The organism is Oxalobacteraceae bacterium OTU3CINTB1 (assembly GCA_024123955.1).
In the GTDB taxonomy this organism is placed as follows: Bacteria; Pseudomonadota; Gammaproteobacteria; order Burkholderiales; family Burkholderiaceae_D; genus Rugamonas.
On the sequence record CP099652.1, the window covers coordinates 444,486 to 462,292 of the forward strand.

General features: G+C 64.0%; 19 protein-coding genes, 1 tRNA gene and 1 pseudogene. 11 read left to right on the forward strand and 10 right to left on the reverse strand.

Translation table 11 applies throughout. The features are described from left to right. Window positions 1-22: 22 nt before the first annotated feature. Entirely contained in the window at window positions 23-214 is a 192-nt protein-coding gene (locus NHH73_01850) for a hypothetical protein (GenBank protein USX27070.1), read from the forward strand. Here the strand turns inward: NHH73_01850 and speD are convergent, their stop codons facing one another. Further along, window positions 215-619 carry an adenosylmethionine decarboxylase gene (gene speD / locus NHH73_01855; protein USX27071.1) on the reverse strand — a complete coding sequence of 135 codons (405 nt, stop codon included), beginning with the start codon at window positions 617-619 and terminating at the stop codon, window positions 215-217. Between the two features lie 6 nt (window positions 620-625). Here speD and NHH73_01860 point away from each other — a divergent pair. Continuing rightward, a pseudogene (locus tag NHH73_01860) lies at window positions 626-732 on the forward strand (energy transducer TonB). A 53-nt stretch (window positions 733-785) separates the two neighbouring features. Here the strand turns inward: NHH73_01860 and NHH73_01865 are convergent. The 3 genes from NHH73_01865 to NHH73_01875 are packed head-to-tail and all read right to left on the reverse strand — an operon-like array spanning window position 786 to window position 3,737. Beyond that, entirely contained in the window at window positions 786-2,279 is a 1,494-nt protein-coding gene (locus NHH73_01865) for a DUF4178 domain-containing protein (GenBank protein ID USX27072.1), read from the reverse strand. A gap of 9 nt (window positions 2,280-2,288) precedes the next feature. After that, the gene (locus NHH73_01870) at window positions 2,289-3,323 is read right to left on the reverse strand and encodes an SPFH domain-containing protein (GenBank protein ID USX27073.1); all 1,035 of its coding nucleotides are present in this window, start codon (window positions 3,321-3,323) and stop codon (window positions 2,289-2,291) included. A 27-nt stretch (window positions 3,324-3,350) separates the two neighbouring features. Next, the gene (locus NHH73_01875; GenBank protein ID USX27074.1) at window positions 3,351-3,737 is read right to left on the reverse strand and encodes a DUF350 domain-containing protein; all 387 of its coding nucleotides are present in this window, start codon (window positions 3,735-3,737) and stop codon (window positions 3,351-3,353) included. A 79-nt stretch (window positions 3,738-3,816) separates the two neighbouring features. Here NHH73_01875 and NHH73_01880 point away from each other — a divergent pair, with 79 nt between their 5' ends. The 5 genes from NHH73_01880 (at window position 3,817) to NHH73_01900 (ending at window position 10,051) form a co-directional block, all read left to right on the forward strand. Further along, window positions 3,817-5,328: a polyamine aminopropyltransferase gene (locus NHH73_01880; protein ID USX27075.1), complete on the forward strand. Its 1,512-nt coding sequence runs from the start codon at window positions 3,817-3,819 to the stop codon at window positions 5,326-5,328. Then, window positions 5,328-6,962, forward strand: coding sequence for an NAD(P)-binding protein (locus tag NHH73_01885; protein ID USX27076.1), 1,635 nt, complete (start codon window positions 5,328-5,330; stop codon window positions 6,960-6,962). Before NHH73_01880 ends, NHH73_01885 begins: the two co-directional genes overlap by 1 nt. A gap of 36 nt (window positions 6,963-6,998) precedes the next feature. Further along, the gene (locus NHH73_01890) at window positions 6,999-7,841 is read left to right on the forward strand and encodes a polyphosphate kinase 2 family protein (protein ID USX27077.1); all 843 of its coding nucleotides are present in this window, start codon (window positions 6,999-7,001) and stop codon (window positions 7,839-7,841) included. Window positions 7,842-7,896: 55 nt separating this feature from the next. After that, complete coding sequence (gene gabD, locus NHH73_01895; protein ID USX27078.1) at window positions 7,897-9,351, forward strand: NADP-dependent succinate-semialdehyde dehydrogenase; 1,455 nt, start codon at window positions 7,897-7,899, stop codon at window positions 9,349-9,351. Window positions 9,352-9,442: 91 nt separating this feature from the next. Next, window positions 9,443-10,051: a glutathione peroxidase gene (locus NHH73_01900; protein USX27079.1), complete on the forward strand. Its 609-nt coding sequence runs from the start codon at window positions 9,443-9,445 to the stop codon at window positions 10,049-10,051. On the opposite strand, the gene NHH73_01905 is transcribed toward NHH73_01900, so the two are convergent. Further along, window positions 10,052-10,477 carry a rhodanese-like domain-containing protein gene (locus NHH73_01905; protein USX27080.1) on the reverse strand — a complete coding sequence of 142 codons (426 nt, stop codon included), beginning with the start codon at window positions 10,475-10,477 and terminating at the stop codon, window positions 10,052-10,054. Window positions 10,478-10,684: 207 nt separating this feature from the next. Between NHH73_01905 and ftrA the strand changes: the two genes are divergently transcribed. After that, window positions 10,685-11,641 (forward strand): transcriptional regulator FtrA, encoded by a 957-nt coding sequence (gene ftrA / locus NHH73_01910; protein ID USX27081.1) that lies wholly within the window; start codon window positions 10,685-10,687, stop codon window positions 11,639-11,641. Between the two features lie 97 nt (window positions 11,642-11,738). Continuing rightward, complete coding sequence (locus NHH73_01915) at window positions 11,739-12,098, forward strand: DUF1428 domain-containing protein (GenBank protein ID USX27082.1); 360 nt, start codon at window positions 11,739-11,741, stop codon at window positions 12,096-12,098. On the opposite strand, the gene NHH73_01920 is transcribed toward NHH73_01915, so the two are convergent. From NHH73_01920 to NHH73_01930, 3 genes are read right to left on the reverse strand one after another with little or no spacing between them, the layout of a single operon-like run. Continuing rightward, window positions 12,095-14,053 (reverse strand): chorismate-binding protein, encoded by a 1,959-nt coding sequence (locus NHH73_01920; GenBank protein ID USX27083.1) that lies wholly within the window; start codon window positions 14,051-14,053, stop codon window positions 12,095-12,097. The two genes, NHH73_01915 and NHH73_01920, sit on opposite strands and share 4 nt — an antisense overlap. Next, entirely contained in the window at window positions 14,054-14,629 is a 576-nt protein-coding gene (slmA, locus tag NHH73_01925) for a nucleoid occlusion factor SlmA (protein USX27084.1), read from the reverse strand. 35 nt (window positions 14,630-14,664) lie between these two features. Then, on the reverse strand, window positions 14,665-15,417 hold the full coding sequence (locus NHH73_01930; protein USX27085.1) for an HAD-IA family hydrolase: 753 nt from the start codon (window positions 15,415-15,417) through the stop codon (window positions 14,665-14,667). Between NHH73_01930 and NHH73_01935 the strand changes: the two genes are divergently transcribed. Next, on the forward strand, window positions 15,416-16,321 hold the full coding sequence (locus NHH73_01935; protein ID USX27086.1) for a TraB/GumN family protein: 906 nt from the start codon (window positions 15,416-15,418) through the stop codon (window positions 16,319-16,321). The two genes, NHH73_01930 and NHH73_01935, sit on opposite strands and share 2 nt — an antisense overlap. Before the next feature lie 51 nt (window positions 16,322-16,372). On the opposite strand, the gene NHH73_01940 is transcribed toward NHH73_01935, so the two are convergent. Both NHH73_01940 and argB read right to left on the reverse strand, forming a co-directional pair. Then, window positions 16,373-16,447 (reverse strand) — tRNA-Thr (locus tag NHH73_01940). A 54-nt stretch (window positions 16,448-16,501) separates the two neighbouring features. Beyond that, window positions 16,502-17,395, reverse strand: coding sequence for an acetylglutamate kinase (argB, locus tag NHH73_01945; protein ID USX29764.1), 894 nt, complete (start codon window positions 17,393-17,395; stop codon window positions 16,502-16,504). Window positions 17,396-17,569: 174 nt separating this feature from the next. Here argB and NHH73_01950 point away from each other — a divergent pair, with 174 nt between their 5' ends. After that, on the forward strand, window positions 17,570-17,785 hold the full coding sequence (locus NHH73_01950) for a cysteine-rich CWC family protein (protein USX27087.1): 216 nt from the start codon (window positions 17,570-17,572) through the stop codon (window positions 17,783-17,785). The last annotated feature ends 22 nt before the right edge of the window (window positions 17,786-17,807 follow it).

A 17,807-nucleotide genomic window follows, 5' to 3' on the forward strand; every position in this document is an offset into this window, starting at 1 on the left:
AAATAGCAAAACGGGGACAAATATGAAAAAGGCATTCTTTTTGGTTGGGGTGGTGGCGCTGGCTGGCTGCGCGTCGAATGTTCGGCATCAATCGCTGACGGCGGAGTCGGTCGCGGGTAACAGGACAGCCGCTGTCACGCCCAAAGACACTATCTTTCGCGACGTTCCGCTCAAACCGATGACGGCCAGCCAAAGCGCGGCCAGGATGAACTGATCAGTCGAAGCCCGGCGGCGCTCGCCGAACTGTATTGATGTGGCTGGACGCAGGCGCCAAGGCCTGTTCGATGATAGTGAGCGCCAACTCAGGCTGCGCGCTGCCGCACATAAAGATGTCGGCGGCCGCAAAACCACACTCCGGCCACGTATGGATCGAGATATGCGACTCGGCCAGCAACACCACCCCGGTCACACCCTGGCCTTCGCCAAATCCGTGAAAATGGCTATGCAGGACATGCGCGTGCGCCGCCTCGGCCGCCGCCCGCAGTAACTTTTCCAGCGCCTCGCAGCTGCTTAATTTTTCAGCATCGATTCCGTTCAGATCGGCCAGCACATGAATGCCGACCGGTTGGTGAACGGCCGGCAAAGCCACGCCGGCCTCCTGTAGCGTTTCGCGTTTCACTTGTGGCCTCCGCCGCCGGAGCCGCCGCCAAAACTGCCGCCGCCGCCGCCCGTGTGCGAACTCCAGGTGCTGCCACGAGAGGCCGCACCGCCACCGCCGACGAGCCGCCCCCAGCTGTTGCAGGAGGTCAGGACGGTAACAACGACCGCATAAATGAAAAATTTCGTCATGATTTGTCGTTGCTATCTAAAAATGTCGCCGGCAGGTAGATCGCCAGGGCGCCGATCGCGCTCATGAACCAGGTGCCGGAAAAATTCGTCAGCAGCGGTATCGCATTGATTACCAGCATGAATCCGATGATGTATTTGGCGGCGTTGCGGTAGCGGTTTTTGACCGTCAGCGTGCCGCCGGCTGCTTTCGCGGGCATCGCGCTGCCATGGAATTGGGCGCCGAACCAGGCCTTCAGCTGGTCGACCGCGACCGGCGCGGAGCGCGACCACGTCATTTCCTGTTCGCTGGTCTCGCATGCCAGCCGGATCTGGCCGGCCTGGAATTCCTCGACCTGCGTATGGTCGCCAACGGCCACGCGCCAGTTGAAGGCGCCGGCGGCGAAGGTGACTTCCGAACCGTAGGCGTACAGCAGCTGGTACTGCGCTTTTTCCACCACCACGTTTTGCTGTCCCGGCGTGTAGACGACCGGCCACTCCGACATCACCGTGGCGCCGGACCAGCCCTCGTCCGTCTCCACCAGCCATGAGAAGCCGGCGCGCGCGCCGTACATCAGGTACTCGGTCCACTCGGTGCCCTCGTCGTCCATGCGCCGCATCATGCCGATGATGGTGAAATCCTGTTTGTTGATGTTGGCCGTGGCGCCCAGATCGAGCGTCGGCCGCGCCGCGGTCACGCGTTCGCCGGCCGCCAGCACCGTCGCCTCGGTGCCCGCCGCGTCGATTTGCGTCTGGCACGCCGGGCACACCAGCGTCGTCGTCACACCAGGCAGATATTTGATGCCGCTGCCGCAGGACGGGCAATCGAGCGCATCGAGCTTGCCGCGATAACGCCCAGCGGAGCGATGGATGGTCTCGTCGTCGCGCAATAGCTGCATGCGCAGGCTGTCGAGCGTGACCGCCATGCCGGTGTAGATGATCGGGCGTGGCGAATCCGAGCAATCGAGGGTGATGAACTCCGTGCCGCGCCGGAAGTCGGCGACCTTGCTCTGATAGCCTTCGCCCACCTTGAACGGCAACTCGCCCTGGCCGCCAATGCAATCGGCCAAGCGGATCTCGGCGGCGATATACGGCGCGCCGTTGATGCCATAGCTGGCGCCGGGGCGCAGCTGTTCGAACGCCGGCACGTTGATCTCGTGCGGCGTGATGCCGTTGCCCTTGTATTCTGCGGTGACGGTGTACATGCCGGACGAATCGCCCAGCCACGAGGTGGCGCCGTCGTCGAACAGCAGATACCACTCGTTCCACATGCCGGCCGAATAGCGCAACTGGATGCGGCCGACGACCGTGAATTGCCGCTTACCGAGCACGCCGGAGGCGCCGATCTGGATCGGCGAATAGTCCTCCAGCACGGAGGACATCTTGCCCAGGTCTTTGACCGAGTCGGCGTCTTTGAGCACGCTGGTGCCGCAATATTCGCAGACGGCCATGACCGAGGCGTGCGAGCGGAATTTGACTTCCGCGCCGCAGCTGGGACAGGAAACGATTTGCATGTGTCCTTATCAGCCGATCAGTTTTTTGAGCAGTTCGGCCTTGGTGCTGTCGTAGTCGGCGGCCGAGATCAGGCCTTTGTCGAGCAGTCCCTTGAGCTTTTCCAGGCGGTTTTCGATCGAGTCCTCGGCCGGCGCGGCCGGTGCGACAGGCGCCGCGGCCGCAGGCGCCGCCGCGCCGGCCATGGCCTGCCCCATCATCTGGCCGACCGTCATGCCGGCGCCTAGGCCGGCGCCGATGCCCGCCAGGCCGCCTTCGTTCGACGCGGCCATCGGGATCGCGCTGGCCACCTGGTAGCGGGTGAAGCCGGCCATTTTGTCGGCGCTCATGCCGCCCTTCATGCCGGCGGAGATGCGCTCGTCCAGCGCGGCCTGCAGTTCCTCCGGCAGGCTGACGCTGGCGACGTTGAATTCATCGAGTCCGATGCCATAGCGGCCGAACGCGGTGGACAGGTCGCCCTTGACCTGCTGCGCCATCAGCGCCTGGTTGGCCGCCATATCGAGGAACGGCACCTGCGCGCTACCCAGGGAGCTGGCCATGGTCGCCATCAGGATGCCGCGCAGCTGCTCCTCCACCTCGTCGCGGGTGTAGACCTCGCGCGTGCCGCTGATCTCCTTGAAGAACAGGCGCGGATCGGCCACACGGTACGAATACATGCCGAAGGCGCGCACGCGCACCATGTCGAAGTCCTTGTCGCGGATCGTGATCGGCTGCGGCGTGCCCCATTTACGGCCGGTCTGCACGCGGGTGCTGAAAAAATAGACATCCGACTTGAACGGCGAGTCGAACAGCTTGTCCCAGTTTTTCAGGTTGGTCAGGATCGGCAGGGTTTGCGTGGTCAGCTTGTGGGTGCCGGGGCCGAAGACGTCGGCGACCTGGCCCTCGTTGACGAACACCGCCATCTGCGACTCGCGCACCACCAGCACGCCGCCGTTCTGGATCTCGAAATCCTGCATCGGATAGCGCCAGGCCAGTACGCCGTCGACTTCCTCGTTCCACTGCAGTACGTCGATAAACTGCTTCTTGATAAAGCTGCCGATGCCCATGATGGTCCTCGCTTTGGTTTGGCTAAATTAGGAAATGCAGGCGCCGTTGATGACGCCGATGGAAATGGAGATCGCGCCCAGCAGGCCGCCGAATGCGGTGTTGTTCGCCTCGATCTGGTCCTTCGACATGTTCAGCACCCGCGTCGTGATCGCATACGCCAGCACCTGCACCAGCATCGCGCCGAAGGCCCAGGCGAAGAACTCCTGGTAATTCGCAGTATGCATCAGCGCCGAACCGACGGTGATTGAAAAACCGATCAACGCGCCGCCCAGCGATAGCGCCGCCGCCTGGTTGCCCTGGCGGATCAGCAGCACCTCGTTGGCCGGCGTCGTGCGCGTGTAGACGACGAAAAAGACGGCCAGCAGCACGGCGGCCAGTAAAAGGTGAATCAGATAGTTTAGGATGGCGGGCACGGCGCGCTCTCAGTGGGGTAAAGTGTTGAACCTGTGGTTAAGTTACTAACGCTGAAGCATATTAGTGCAAAAGAGCCAAATGAACAAAAAGATTCTTATATTGTCGGTGTTTGTGGTCGCTTCCTGCGGCCTGGCGTACGAATTAATCGCTGGCGCGCTGTCCAGCTACCTGCTGGGCGACTCCATCCTGCAGTTCTCCACCGTGATCGGCTGCTACCTGTTCGCGATGGGCGTCGGCGCCCACTTTTCCAAGTATGTGCTTGACGAGGATGTGCTGGCGCGCTTTGTCGATATCGAACTGGCGGTCGGCCTGGTGGGCGGGCTGTCGGCGGCGATCCTGTTCCTGACGTTTTCGTGGATGGCGGCGCCGTTCCGCACCATGCTGTACGTGATGGTGTTCCTGATCGGCGCCTTCGTCGGCATGGAGGTGCCGCTGGTGATGCGCGCGCTGAACGCGCGCCAGACCGGCTTCAGTGAAATCGTCAGCAAGGTGCTGACCTTCGATTACCTGGGCGCGCTGGCGGTGTCGCTCTTGTTCCCGCTGGTGCTGGCGCCGACCCTGGGCCTGGTGCGCACCGGTTTCCTGTTCGGGATGCTCAACGTCGGCGTCGCCCTGTGGACAATTCGCGTGTTCCGCACAGAGCTTAAAAACGTCACCGGCCGCATGCTGCGCGCGTCGGCGGTGATGTTCGTGCTGGTGGCCGGCTTCGCGTCGGCCGACAAGCTCACTTACTGGGGCGAGCATGGCCTGTTCGGCGATGAAATCGTCTTCGCCACCACCACGCCTTATCAGCGACTGGTCGTCACGCGCTGGAAGGACGATCTGCGCCTGTACATCAACGGTAACCTGCAGTTCTCGTCGCGCGACGAGTACCGCTATCACGAGGCGCTGGTGCATCCGGTGCTGCAGCCCTTGCCGTGGGCGAAGCGGGTGCTGGTGCTGGGCGGCGGCGACGGTCTGGCGCTGCGCGAGATCCTGCGCTACAAGAATATCGAGCATGTCACGCTGGTCGACCTGGACCCGGCCATGACCGGCGCCTTCACCAACCGTCCGGAGCTGGTCAAGCTGAATGGCGGCTCGTTCAGCGACAAGCGCGTACGCGTGATCAACGCCGACGCGGCCCTCTGGCTGCGCGAGAACGACGACATGTTCGACGCCATCATCGTCGACTTCCCCGATCCGTCCAGTTTCGCGCTCGGCAAGCTGTACTCGGTGCCCTTCTACGGCATGGTGCGCAAACACCTCGCCGCCAACGGCTTGATGACGGTGCAATCGACGTCGCCGTTCTTCGCCCCGCACGCCTACTGGACCATCGACGCCACCTTGCGCGAAGTCGGCATGAAGACCTATCCTTATCATGCCTATGTGCCGTCGTTCGGCGAATGGGGCTTCATACTCGCCACGCCCCAGGCGCAGTACACGCCGCCCGCCGAATACCGTTTGCCGATGCGCTACCTGAACGCCGACACCACGCGCGAGATGTTCATCTTCCCGCCGGATATGAAGCGGCTGCCGATGGAGCCCAACCGGCTCAATACACAATCGCTGGTGCACGAGTTCGAGCAGGACTGGCGGCGGGTGATACGCTGATGCTGCGCCGATCCTTTCTTGTGTGGGCCGGCGCCACCGGCCTGGCGGCGGCGGGTACCGTCGCGGCGTTCCAGCGCTGGCAGGAGATCACGCCCACGCTGCACTATCCGGGCCGCGACGAGGGCCACTTCCTGCGCGACCTGCGTGGCAAGCCGCTGCCGCTGCCGCCGCCGTCGCAGGTGCTGCAAACCGATATCGCCATCCTCGGTTCCGGCATCGCCGGCCTGACCGCCGCGTGGAAGCTCAAAAAGCTCGGCAAGACCGACATGCTGATGGTGGACGGCCCGCAACCGCACGGCAACGCCGCCGGCGGCGCCTTCGGCGAGTACGAGTATCCGACCGGCGCCCACTATCTGCCGCTGCCGTCGCCGGAATCGGTGCACGTGCGCGAGATCCTGGCCGACCTGGGCATCATCCAGAAAGACCCGATGGGCGAAAAGCCCTACTACGACGAGCTCTTCATCCTGCATGCGCCGGAGGAGCGGCTGCTGTACAACGGCCAGTGGCAGGAAGGTTTCATGCCGACCGAGGGCGTGCCGCAATGGGAGATCGACGAGCACACGCGCTTTTTCGCAGAGGTGGAACGGCTGCGGCAAACCCACGGCGCGGACGGCCGGCGCGTGTTCGTGTTCCCGACCGTGATGTCGTCGGAAGACCCGCAGTGGCAGGCGCTGGACCGCATCACCCTCAAGCAGTGGCTGGAGCAAAGCGGCTACCGCTCGCCTACCCTGCACTGGTATCTGAACTACTGCTGCCGCGACGACTACGGCACCCGCTACGACAAGGTTTCGGCCTGGGCCGGCCTGCACTACTACTGCAGCCGCTGGGGACAGGCCGCCAACGCTGGCAACGGCACCTGGCTGACGTGGCCGGGCGGCCTGCAACCGCTGGCCACCGGCATGGAGCGCGCCTCGGGCATCAAGCGCTTGGCCGGCACGGTGGTGTCGCTGAAAAAAACGGCGGACGGCGTCGAAGCCTTGTGCTTCCAGCTCGAAAACGGCAAACCGGCCACTTATCTGGTGCGCGCGCGCAAAGCCATCTGCGCGATGCCGGTGTATGTGGCCGCGCGGGTTGTGGATAACATCGCCGCCTACGGTTTCGATCCGGCCAAACATATCCCGGAATACGCGCCGTGGATGGTGGCCAATTTCCTGCTCAAGCGTTTTCCGGAGGAGTTGCAGGAGGGCGCGCATTCGCCGCCGCTGTCGTGGGACAACGTCGTCTACAGCGAGCCGGGATTGGGTTATGTCGTCTCCACCCACCAGGATATCCGCGTGCGGCCGCCGGAAAAGACCGTTTTCAGCGCCTATATCGCGCTGTCCGACCGCAAGCCGAGCAGCGCCCGGCACTGGATGGCAGCCGCCAAGCCGGAGGAGTTGCTGGCGCTGGCCAGCGCCGACCTTAAAACCGCTTACGGCGCGCAGTTCGCGTCCTGCGTCGAGCGGGTCGACATCACCCTGCGCGGCCACGCGATGGCAGCCCCATGGCCCAACTTCCGCGCCAACGCCGGCATGAAGGCCTTGCGCGAGGTGGACGGGCCGATTCTGTTCGCGCACGCCGACCTGTCGGGCTTCTCGGTGTTCGAGGAAGCGGCTTGGTGGGGCTACCGGGCAGCCGGACTGGCGGCGAAATGATATTCTAGCTAAACCATATAAATCGAATCGACCGCCATGACCCATAACGCCCGCCAACGCTTCCGCGCCGCCGACAAACAGAAGCTGCGCGACGAGGACGCCGACGACAGCGCCTTCTCCAGCCGCGCCGCCAATCCAGAGCTGAGCAAGTCCAAAGGCAAAGCGCTCGACATCAAGCGCACCGACGCGCTGATCAAACGGATCGCCGCTTTGCAAAGCATGCTGTACGCGCAGCGCAAACAGAAGGTGCTGCTGGTATTGCAGGGGATGGACACCTCCGGCAAGGACGGCACCGTGCGGGCGATGTTCAGCGGCGTCAGTCCGATGGGCGTGAGCGCGGTGGCCTTCAAGGGGCCGACCGACGAGGAACTGGACCACGACTATCTGTGGCGCGTGCACCAGCACGTGCCGCCCAAGGGCAAGATCGCCATCTTCAATCGCAGTCATTACGAGGATGTGCTGATCACCAAGGTGCAGGGCATGATCGACGGCGGCGAGTGCAAGCGCCGTTACGCGCAGATCCGCGATTTTGAGCGCATGCTGGCCGAAACGGGCACCGTGATCGTCAAGGTGTTCCTGCATATCTCGAAGGAAGAGCAGCGCGAGCGCTTGCAGGAACGTCTCGACGATCCGGACAAGCAGTGGAAGTTCGATCCCAACGATATCGAGCAGCGCAAGAAATGGAACGAGTACCAGCGCGCCTATGAGCAGGCCATCCGCGAGACCGATGAACCGCACGCGCCGTGGTACATCGTGCCGGCCAATTCCAAGACCCACCGCAATCTGGTGATCGCCAGCCTGCTGCTGGAGACGCTGGAGGGCATGGACCTGAGCTATCCGCCGCCGCATCCGGACCTGTCCTCGTTCACCGTAGTGTAAATCACGCTGGCGCACGATGTGGCATAGTCATTCTTTGCATGAGGAGGACTGACCGATGCTGCAACTGAAAGACCCCACACTGCTGCGCCAGCAAGCCTACATCAACGGCGTCTGGGCCGACGCCGACAACGGCGAGACCCATCCGGTAACCAATCCGGCCACCGGCGAGCAAATCGGCACCGTGCCGCGCATGGGCGCTGCCGAAACCCGGCGCGCCATCGACGCCGCGAACGCCGCCTGGCCGGCCTGGCGCAAAAAGACCGCCAAGGAGCGCGCCGCCATTCTGCGCAAGTGGAATGACCTGATCCTGGAGAACACCGACGACCTGGCGCTGCTGATGACGGCCGAGCAGGGCAAGCCGCTGACCGAGTCGCGCGGCGAGGTGGCCTACGGCGCCTCGTTCATCGAATGGTTTGGCGAGGAAGCCAAGCGCGTGGCCGGCGAGACGCTGGCGTCGCCCTGGCCGGACCGCCGCCTGCTGGTGACCAAGGAGCCGATCGGCGTGTGCGCGGCGATCACGCCGTGGAACTTCCCGATCGCGATGATCACCCGCAAGGCCGGCCCCGCGCTGGCGGCCGGCTGCCCGATGGTGCTGAAACCTGCCGAGTCCACGCCGTATTGCGCGCTGGCGCTGGCCGAACTGGCCGAACGCGCTGGCGTGCCGCCGGGCGTGTTCAGCGTGCTGACCGGCGCTTCCAAGGATATCGGCGGTGAAATGACGTCCAACCCGATCGTGCGCAAGCTGACCTTCACCGGTTCGACCGCCATCGGCCGGCTGCTGATGGAGCAAAGCGCGCCGACGATTAAAAAGCTGTCGCTGGAATTGGGCGGCAACGCGCCGTTCATCGTGTTCGACGACGCCGACCTCGATGCGGCCGTCGAAGGCGCGATCGCCTCCAAGTACCGCAACGCCGGCCAGACCTGCGTGTGCGCCAACCGCCTGTATGTGCAGGACGGGGTGTACGAACAATTCGCCGAAAAACTGGTGGCCGCCGTCGAAAAACTCAAGGTCGGCAACGGCGTCGAGGAGGGCGTGACGCAAGGCCCGCTGATCGACGAGAAGGCCGTCCAGAAGGTCGAGGAGCACATCGCCGACGCGCTGTCCAAAGGCGGCCGCCTGCTCACCGGCGGCAAGCGCCACCCACTGGGCCACAGCTTCTTCCAGCCGACCGTCATCGCCGATGTCGGCAACGACATGCTGGTCGCCGGCGAGGAGACCTTCGGCCCGCTGGCGCCGCTGTTCCGCTTCAAGACCGACGAGGAAGTCATCGCGCTGGCCAACGATACGGAGTTCGGCCTGGCCAGCTATTTCTACTCGCGCGATATTGGCCGGATCTGGCGCGTGGCCGAGGGACTCGAATGCGGCATCGTCGGCGTCAATACGGGCCTGATCTCCACCGAAGTGGCGCCGTTTGGTGGCGTCAAGCAGTCGGGCCTGGGTCGCGAAGGCTCGCAACACGGCATCGACGAGTATCTGGTGGTGAAGTACATTTGCCTCGGCGGCGTTTAGCGCCTGACGGCGTTTGCGATTTTGCATGCTCGTCAGGCAAGTTCCGGCGGATTGGCATAGAATGATTTTTTTACTCTAAGCGACCTCGACCATGTCCAAGACAATTGCCCAGTTGTGCGTAGTTTCCTCGCTGACCTTCTTGGCGGGCGCCCATGCGTTCGCGCAAGCTCCCGCCGTGGCGGCCGGGACGGCCCCTGCGGCGACGGCCGCGCCGGCCAATTGCCCTGCCATCCTCAAGCAAACGTTCAAGCGTTTGCAGGACGAGGCGCCGCAGGACCTGTGCCAGTACTCCGGCAAGGTGATTCTGGTGGTCAATACCGCGTCATATTGCGGCTTCACCAACCAGTACGAGGGGCTGGAGGCCATGTACGCCAAGTACGGTAGCAAGGGGTTGGTGGTGCTGGGCTTCCCGTCCAACGACTTCGGCCAGCAGGAGCCCGGCAGCAGCAAGGAAATCGCCGATTTCTGCTACAACACCTATGGCGTGAAGTTCCCGATGTTTTCCAAATCGGTGGTGTCGGGCAAGGAGCCGAATCCGCTTTTCGCCAACCTGATCAAGGCGACCGGCAAGGCGCCGGCCTGGAACTTCCACAAATACCTGATCGACCGCAACGGCAAGGTTGTGGATAACTTCGGCAGCAAAGTCAAACCGGACGACAAGCAACTGGTCGGCGCGGTCGAAAAAGCGCTGGCGATGTAATTAATCCTCCTGCGGCGCGCCGGCGGGCGCGGTGGCGAGGGCGAAGCCTTCGTCGAGCCAGCCGGTGATGCCGCCTGGCATCAGTTTGACGGGCCGGCCCAGCTGCGCCAGCCGCACGGCGGCGCGCGCCGCGCCATTGCAGTGCGGGCCGGCGCAATAGACCACGAATAGCGTATCGTCCGGGAATTCGGCGATCTTCGAGCCGATGATCTTGCGGTGCGCCAGATCCAAGGCGCCCGGCACGTGGCCGGCGGCGTACTTCTCCGTGCCGCGCACATCCAGCAACACGAAATCCTGCTTGCCGCCGGCGAGCGCGTCGTGCACGTCCCAGCAGTCGGTTTCGTAGCTGAAGCTGGCTTCGAAGTGGGCCAGGGCGGCGGCGCTGGGGGCGGCCGGGATGGCGGTAACGAGGGATTTGGCGGACATTGCTATCTCCTTGGTGGATGAGCTCCTGGGATCCACGTAGGGCGGATTAGCGCAGCGTAATCCGCCAGGCGCCGTCGGCGGCTCGTGCATGGTGGATTACGGCGTGCCGCCTAATCCCCCCTACGTGTTTGAACAGTAACGCCATTGTCCACGCGCCCCGCCAATGCCATCAGTGGCGCATCGGCCATTCTGCGTTAAGATTACGCCATGAAAAAACATCTCGTTGTCGCGCTGGCCTACGACCGGCTGTGCACCTTCGAGTTCGGCTGCACGGTCGAACTGTTCGCCCTGGAGCGTCCCGAGCTGGACGTCGACTGGTATGACTTCGCCGTCTGCGCCGTCGAGCCGGGGCCGATCCGCGCGGCCGGCGGCATCGTCGTGCAGGCGCCGTACGCGCCCGAGTTGCTGGCGCTGGCCGACACCATCGTCATCCCCGGCTGGCGCGACGCCGATGAAGCCCCTCCACCGGCGCTGCTGGAGCTGATCCGCGCCGCGCACCGGCGCGGCGCGCGCCTGTGCTCGATCTGTTCCGGCGTCTTCGTGCTGGCCGCCGCCGGCGTGCTCGACGGCCAGCGCGCCACCACCCACTGGCGCTACGCCGACAAGCTGGCCAAGCGCTATCCGAAGATCGATGTCCAGCCGGACCACCTGTACGTGGACACCGGCCAGGTCATCACCGCCGCCGGTTCGGCCGCCGGGCTCGACATGCTGCTGCACGTGGTGCGGCGCGATCATGGCGCCCGCATCGGCAATCTGGTGGCGCAGCGGCTGGTTGTGGCGCCGCACCGGGAGGGCGGGCAGGCGCAGTTCCTGCCGCGGCCGATGGCGCAGGGCGAGCAGGGCCGGCTGTCGAAGCTGATGGACTGGCTGCGCAGCCATCCCGAGCTGGCGCACACGGTCGCCAGCATGGCCGAGCGCGCCGCGATGAGTCCGCGCACCTTGCAGCGGCAGTTCCAACAGGCAACGGGACTGGGTGCGGTCGAGTGGCTGATCCGCGAGCGGGTGGCGATCGTCAAGGAGATGCTGGAAGTGCCGGATGTGCCGCTGGCGCAGATCGTCGAGCGGGCCGGCTTCGGTTCCGAAGAATCCCTGCGGCATCATTTTCGCCGGCTGGCCGCGACCACGCCCGGCGCCTACCGGAAACGTTTCGTCGACGCCCGCTGAAATAATGAATCGGGTTGATGTTCATTAAGCTATGTCGCTTGTCATCCGCCGCTTAGTTGACTAATCTGGTTGTTCACCCGATAACCAGGAGACAGTCATGGCATATGTCGATGGATTTGTGATTCCGGTACCCAAAGAGAACATCGAAGCGTACAAAAAAATGTCGTTGGCCTGCGGCGCGGTCTGGAAGGAATACGGCGCGCTGGAGTTCCGTGAAACCATCGGAGACGATGTCCCGCCCGGCAAGGTCACCTCGTTTCCGATGAGTGTGGACCTGAAGGAAAACGAAGTGGTGGCGTTTTCCTGGATCGTCTACGAATCGCGTGCCAAGCGCGACGAAATCAACGAAAAAGTCATGAAAGACCCGCGCCTGGCCGAGTTCATGGACCCCAAGAGCATGCCCTTCGACGGCAAGCGCATGATCTACGGCGGCTTCGAGATGATCGTCGACCTTTAAAGTGTCGCCTTCACCGCGCCGCGCAGGGCATTGCAGACGACGATGTCCTGCGCGCGCTCCAGCATTTCGCGCGTGATCACGGCTTCGCTGGCGTTCCATTCCGGATCGTCGAGCAACACGCCGCGCATCACGCCGGGCAGCACGCCGCAGGGCAGCGCAGGCGTCAGCCAGCGGCCGTCGACGCGCACGAAGACGCTGCTGCGTCCACCCTCGGTCAGTTCCCCGCGCTCGTTGAAGAACAGCGTGTCGAACGCGCCTCGCGTCTCGGCGTCGCGCCAGGCGTCGTCGTAACGGGTGCGGATGCTGGTTTTATGGCGCAGGAATACATCGCCGGAAGCGGTGGCGTCGCCGGCCAGCAGCACGCGCACCGGTTGCGTCAATGGCGCCAGCGGCGCGTGCTGCACCGAGAAAGCTCCCGATGAACCCAGCGCCAATCGCAGGCGGTATGCCGCGCCGGCCGCCGGCGGCTGAAGTATGTCGTCCGCCAGCATGTGGCAGGCGGTGTCCAGGTAGGCGTTGGCCGCCGCCTCGTCCCACGCGTAGCCGAAGTAGGCGGCCGACGCGGCGAGCCGCTTGAGGTGACGTGCGCGGTGGCGCACGCCGCCCTGTGGCGTCGCATACATCGTCTCGAAAATCTCGAAGTCGTTTTTCAGGCCGGTGAGGAAGCGCGCCTTCAACTGGCACTCGGCGTACTCCCCGGCGGCGTCGCTGTCGAAGACGATGCCGGCGCCGACGCCCATTTCGCCCCGGCGCACGCCGTCGATGCCGTCCGGCGCGTCCAGCGCCAGGGTGCGGATCGGCACCGACATGCAGAAGTCGCCGACCTTGCCTTCCTTGTCTGGATCGAACCAGCCGATGGCGCCCGTGTAGATGCCGCGCGGGTCCGGTTCCAGCTCGCCGATGATTTCCATCGTGCGGCGCTTTGGCGCGCCGGTGATCGAGCCGCATGGATAGAGCGCGTCGAAGATGTCGGCCAAGGTGGCGTCATCGCGCAGTTCGGCGGTGACGGTCGACGTCATCTGCAGCACGCTGCTGTAGCGGTGCACCTCGAACAGCGCCGGTACCTTCACGCTGCCGGTGCGGGCGATGCGGCCGATGTCGTTGCGCAGCAGGTCGACGATCATCAGGTTCTCGGCGCGGTTCTTCGGATCGGCCGCCAGCACGGTGGCCCGCAGGATGTTCTCGGCCGCCTGCGCCGGCGGCGCGGCCGGCGCGGTGCCCTTCATCGGCCGCGCCGTCAGCACGCCGTCCTGGTGGCGCACGAACAGCTCCGGCGACAGCGACAGGATAGCCGAGCCGTCTTCCAGCCCGACCAGCGCGCCGTAGGGCACCGGCTGGCGCCCGCGCAGGCGGGCGTACAGCGCGTGAATGCCGCCGAAGGCGTCGAAGCGCAAGCGGTAGGTGTAGTTGACCTGGTAGGTGTCGCCGGCCTCGATGTAGTCGTGGATGCGCGCCAGCGCGGCGTCGAAGGCTTGGCGGTCGACGTTGGGACGGACGTTGGCGATGCCGGCCGGCCGGTCGATCGGGAACGAGCGCGCGGCCAGCCAGTCGCCCACTTCGGCGCTGGTCAGCGACGCGCAATCCTTGAACAGCAGGATTTGGGCCAGCGGCGCGCCGGCGGGCGGGGTGGCGCCGATATCGAGCAGCGCCGCGCCCAGCTCATAGGCGCACAGCGTGATCGCGTACTCGCCGCGCTTCAGCGCCGCGCGCATCTGCTCGAGCACTTGCGGCCATTGGCCGATGTCGTCGCAGCGCAGCGTGCCCAGATGGCCGGTGTAGAGGCGCGAACGCGGACCATCGCCGTGCGCACCCCCTGCGTTTAGCGATGCGCCCGCGTCACCACTTAAGGGTCGTACCCCATGCGGGGTACGACCCTGCTCGGCCGTGCGGGTTTCAAATCCGCTACTCGGACTGGCGTCGTCCAGCAGTGCGAAACATTCAGCGTTCATTTCCATCTACGATAACAGCAGCGCGATTTGCAGGGGGGCGTCCTGCGAGGGGTTGTTCTTGAATCCACTCTTGGCATAACGGTGCCAGCGGCCGATGACAAAACTGGTCAGCATGCCGGCGCGGGCCTGTACCTCGTTCTCGTGCGCCTGCCCCTCCGCCACCGACTGCCGCAACGCCTGTTTGAGCGCCAGGTCGACGCGGTCGTAGAACTGGTTCATGCGCAGCTGCAGGCGTTCGTCCTCGTTGACCAGCGCCTCGCCGATCAGCACCCGCGTCATGCCCGGATTCTGGCTGGCGAATTGCAGCAGCATGCCGACGATGTCGCGCGCCTGCGTCAGGCCGTCGGCCTGGCGTTCGGCGATCTGATTGATCAGGCCGAAAACGGTGGACTCGATGAATTCGATCAGCCCCTCGAACATCTGCGCCTTGCTGGCGAAGTGCCGGTACAGCGCGGCCTCGGAAAACGCGAGCTTGCGCGCCAGCGCGGCCGTGGTGATCTTGTCGCCCTTGGGCTGTTCCAGCATCTCCGCCAGCGCTCGGAGGATTTCAAGGCGGCGCTGGCCCGGCGGTGTGCTTGCCATGTGATCTCGCGGATAGGTGTCGAAAAAGAGGTGAATCAGCGCAGATGATGCAAGCGTGCCGGCAGATTCCTGACAGATTTTACTTTGACATCGACATAAGCGGGGCGAATTAACCTTTTTTGGGGATGCGCCAGGCCGGCGGTGTCGCCAATGGTCAGGTACTGGGTGATCCACGCGGTGCGCATGCCGAGCGCGTGGGCGCTGCGCAGATTGGCCAAGGTGTCCTCGACCAGGATGCAGCGCTCGGGCGTCAGGCGGTGGCGGCGCATCAGGTTACGCAGCATCAGCTTGGACGGCTTGGGGCGCATCTGCCGGTGCACCGTCATCGATTCGACCGAGACGTGATGGCCGAATTCGCGGTGCAGGCCGAGATGCCGCAGCACTTGGGTCGAATAGCGGTGCGGCGCGTTGGTCAGCAGGATTTTGCGCCCGGGCAGGCGGCGCATCAGCTGGCGCAGTCCGCGCTCGGCGCGGATCATCTCCGTCATCTCGGCGATCGTGTGGGTCTCGTGCAGGAAATGGGCCGGAATGACGCCGTGATGCTTGACCAGTCCCAGTATCGTTGCGCCATACCTGCGCCAGTAGCTGGTGCGCGCGGCGTTGACGATATCCTCGCTGGCCGGCGTGACGCCGTCTCCCAGCACGCGGGCGATATAGACGTTCATGTTCGCCATGATCGCGGGGAAGATGGCGTGGGAGGCGTTGTGTAGCGTGTTATCGAGATCGAACAACCACACGGGCGGGTTACGAGTAATATTCACGGGAGACCAATCAACAAAGGAAGCCATGCGACGCCAGATTATAGTGATGTTCTGCAGTTTGTTCTGCTTTGCCCTCGGTCCCACTTGGGCGGCGGACCCTGGACAGGCGCCCAACCGCGGCGCGCTGTTCAAGGTGCGCAGCGGCGAACATGCGCTATACCTGTTCGGCACCATCCACGTCGGCTCCAGGGACTTCTATCCGCTCGAGCCGCGCGTGGCCGGCGCGTTGAAGCAGGCGCCCGTGCTGGCGCTGGAAATCGATCCGCTGGGCGATCCGCAAAAACTGGCGCGGGCGGTGCAGAAGTATGGCCTGGTCGGCCCCGGCGCGGCGGCGCCGTCGTTGTCGCCGGAATGGCGGCGCCGGCTCGACGCGCTGCTCAAGCAGTACAAGATCGAGCCGGAGACCGTGGCGGCGATGAAGCCATGGCTGCTCGCCAGCCTGCTGACGGTGAGCGAATTCGCCAGCCAGGGCTACGACGCCGCGCAGGCGGTCGATGCGCACTTGGCCAAACAGGCACACGACCGTGGCCAGAAAGTCATCGAGCTGGAATCGCCCGAGGGCCAAATGGGCTTGTTCGGCAATCTGTCGCCGGCCGAGCAGCTGCTGTTCCTGCAGGAGACCATCGCCGGCATCGAGGACAAGGAACAGGCCAGGCAGGCGCGCGAGATCGCCGAGGCCTGGCGCAACGCCGACATCAAGGCGCTGGACGCGCTGGCGGCCCAGGCGGAGCGCGACGACACCTTCTCCGGCCGCTTCGTGCAGAAGGTGCTGCTGGACGGACGCAATCCGGCGCTGGCCGACAGCATGGTCAAGCTGATGGCGCGTGAAAACAACAGCGTTGCGGCGATCGGCGTGCTGCATTTGATCGGCAAAGGAAGCGTGCCGGAACTGCTGCGCCAACGCGGCATGACGGTGGAGCGGATTTATTGAAGAGTTAAGGACAAGCGGGGGAGGGTGCTGCGGGAGGGGCAATGCGGGAGATGGTGCCCTTTACGTGGATTGAACACGTGGCCTCTCCCTTACCAAGGGAGTGCTCTACCACTGAGCTAAAAGGGCGTACTGGTATGACGATGCACTCAAAAACGCGGCTAAAAGTGCATCGCCGTTTTTTCAGTGAGACCGGATCATAGTTCCAAATGCCTGTTCGGTCAACACCTCGAGCAATAAAGAGTGTTCAATTCGCCCATCGATGATGTGAACCGTGTTGACGCCGGACTTCGCAGCGTCCAGCGCTGATGAAATTTTAGGCAGCATACCGCCGGAAATCGTCCCGTCGGCGAACATCTCGTCGATCTCGCGCGCCGACAGGTCGGTTACCAGGTTGCCCTGTTTGTCCTGAACGCCGGCGATGTTGGTCATCATGATCAGCTTTTCGGCCTTGAGGATTTCGGCGATTTTGCCGGCGACGACGTCGGCGTTGATGTTGTACGCCTGGCCATCCTGGCCGAAGCCGATCGGCGAAATGATCGGGATGAAGGCGTCGTCCTGCAGCGCCTTGACGACGGCCGGGTTGATCGCGTCGATCTCGCCGACGAAGCCGATGTCGAGGAACTGGCCTGGATTTTCCTTATCCGGCATCGCCATCTTCTTGGCGCGGATCAGGCCACCGTCCTTGCCGGTCAGGCCCACGGCCTGGCCGCCGTAGTGATTAATCAACATCACGATGTCCTGCTGGACTTCGCCGCCGAGCACCCACTCCACCACTTCCATGGTTTCTTCGTCGGTGATGCGCATTCCTTGGACGAACGTGCCCTGCTTGCCGATTTTTTTCAGCGCGTTGTCGATTTGCGGACCGCCGCCGTGCACCACGACCGGATTCATGCCCACCAGTTTGAGCAAAATGACATCACGGGCGAAGCCATGTTTCAGGCGCTCGTCGGTCATCGCATTGCCGCCGTATTTGATGACAATGGTCTTGCCATGGAAATTGCGGATGTAGGGCAGGGCCTCGGCCAGAATCTGTGCCTTGATCTGCGGCGACACCGCGGTCAAGTCGTCATTCATGCCTAAGTTAAGGTTAGTCAGTTGGGTCATGGCGAGTCCGGTTAAAAATTTTGTGCAATTTTACAGCCTGTGGCTGCGATCGCTGCGATCAGTTACGCATTATAGGGCTATCCGGTTGTATTTTCCGAGATCATCCGATACGCTGGACCGCATGACCAGCCAACTTGCCGCCATATGAGTACCTGCTCGCGTTGCGGCGCCGAATTCTCGTGCGCCATGGTGGACGCCGATCCCGCCACGGCGGCCCAGCCCTGCTGGTGTACCTATCTGCCGGCGGCGTTGCCGGTGCCGTCGGCGCCGGGCGCCAGTTGCTGGTGCCCGGCGTGCCTGAAACAGCATATCGCCGACACGGAACCGAACCAGACCCCGGAGGCACGTAGGGCGGATTAGGCGAAGCCGTAATCCGCCATGC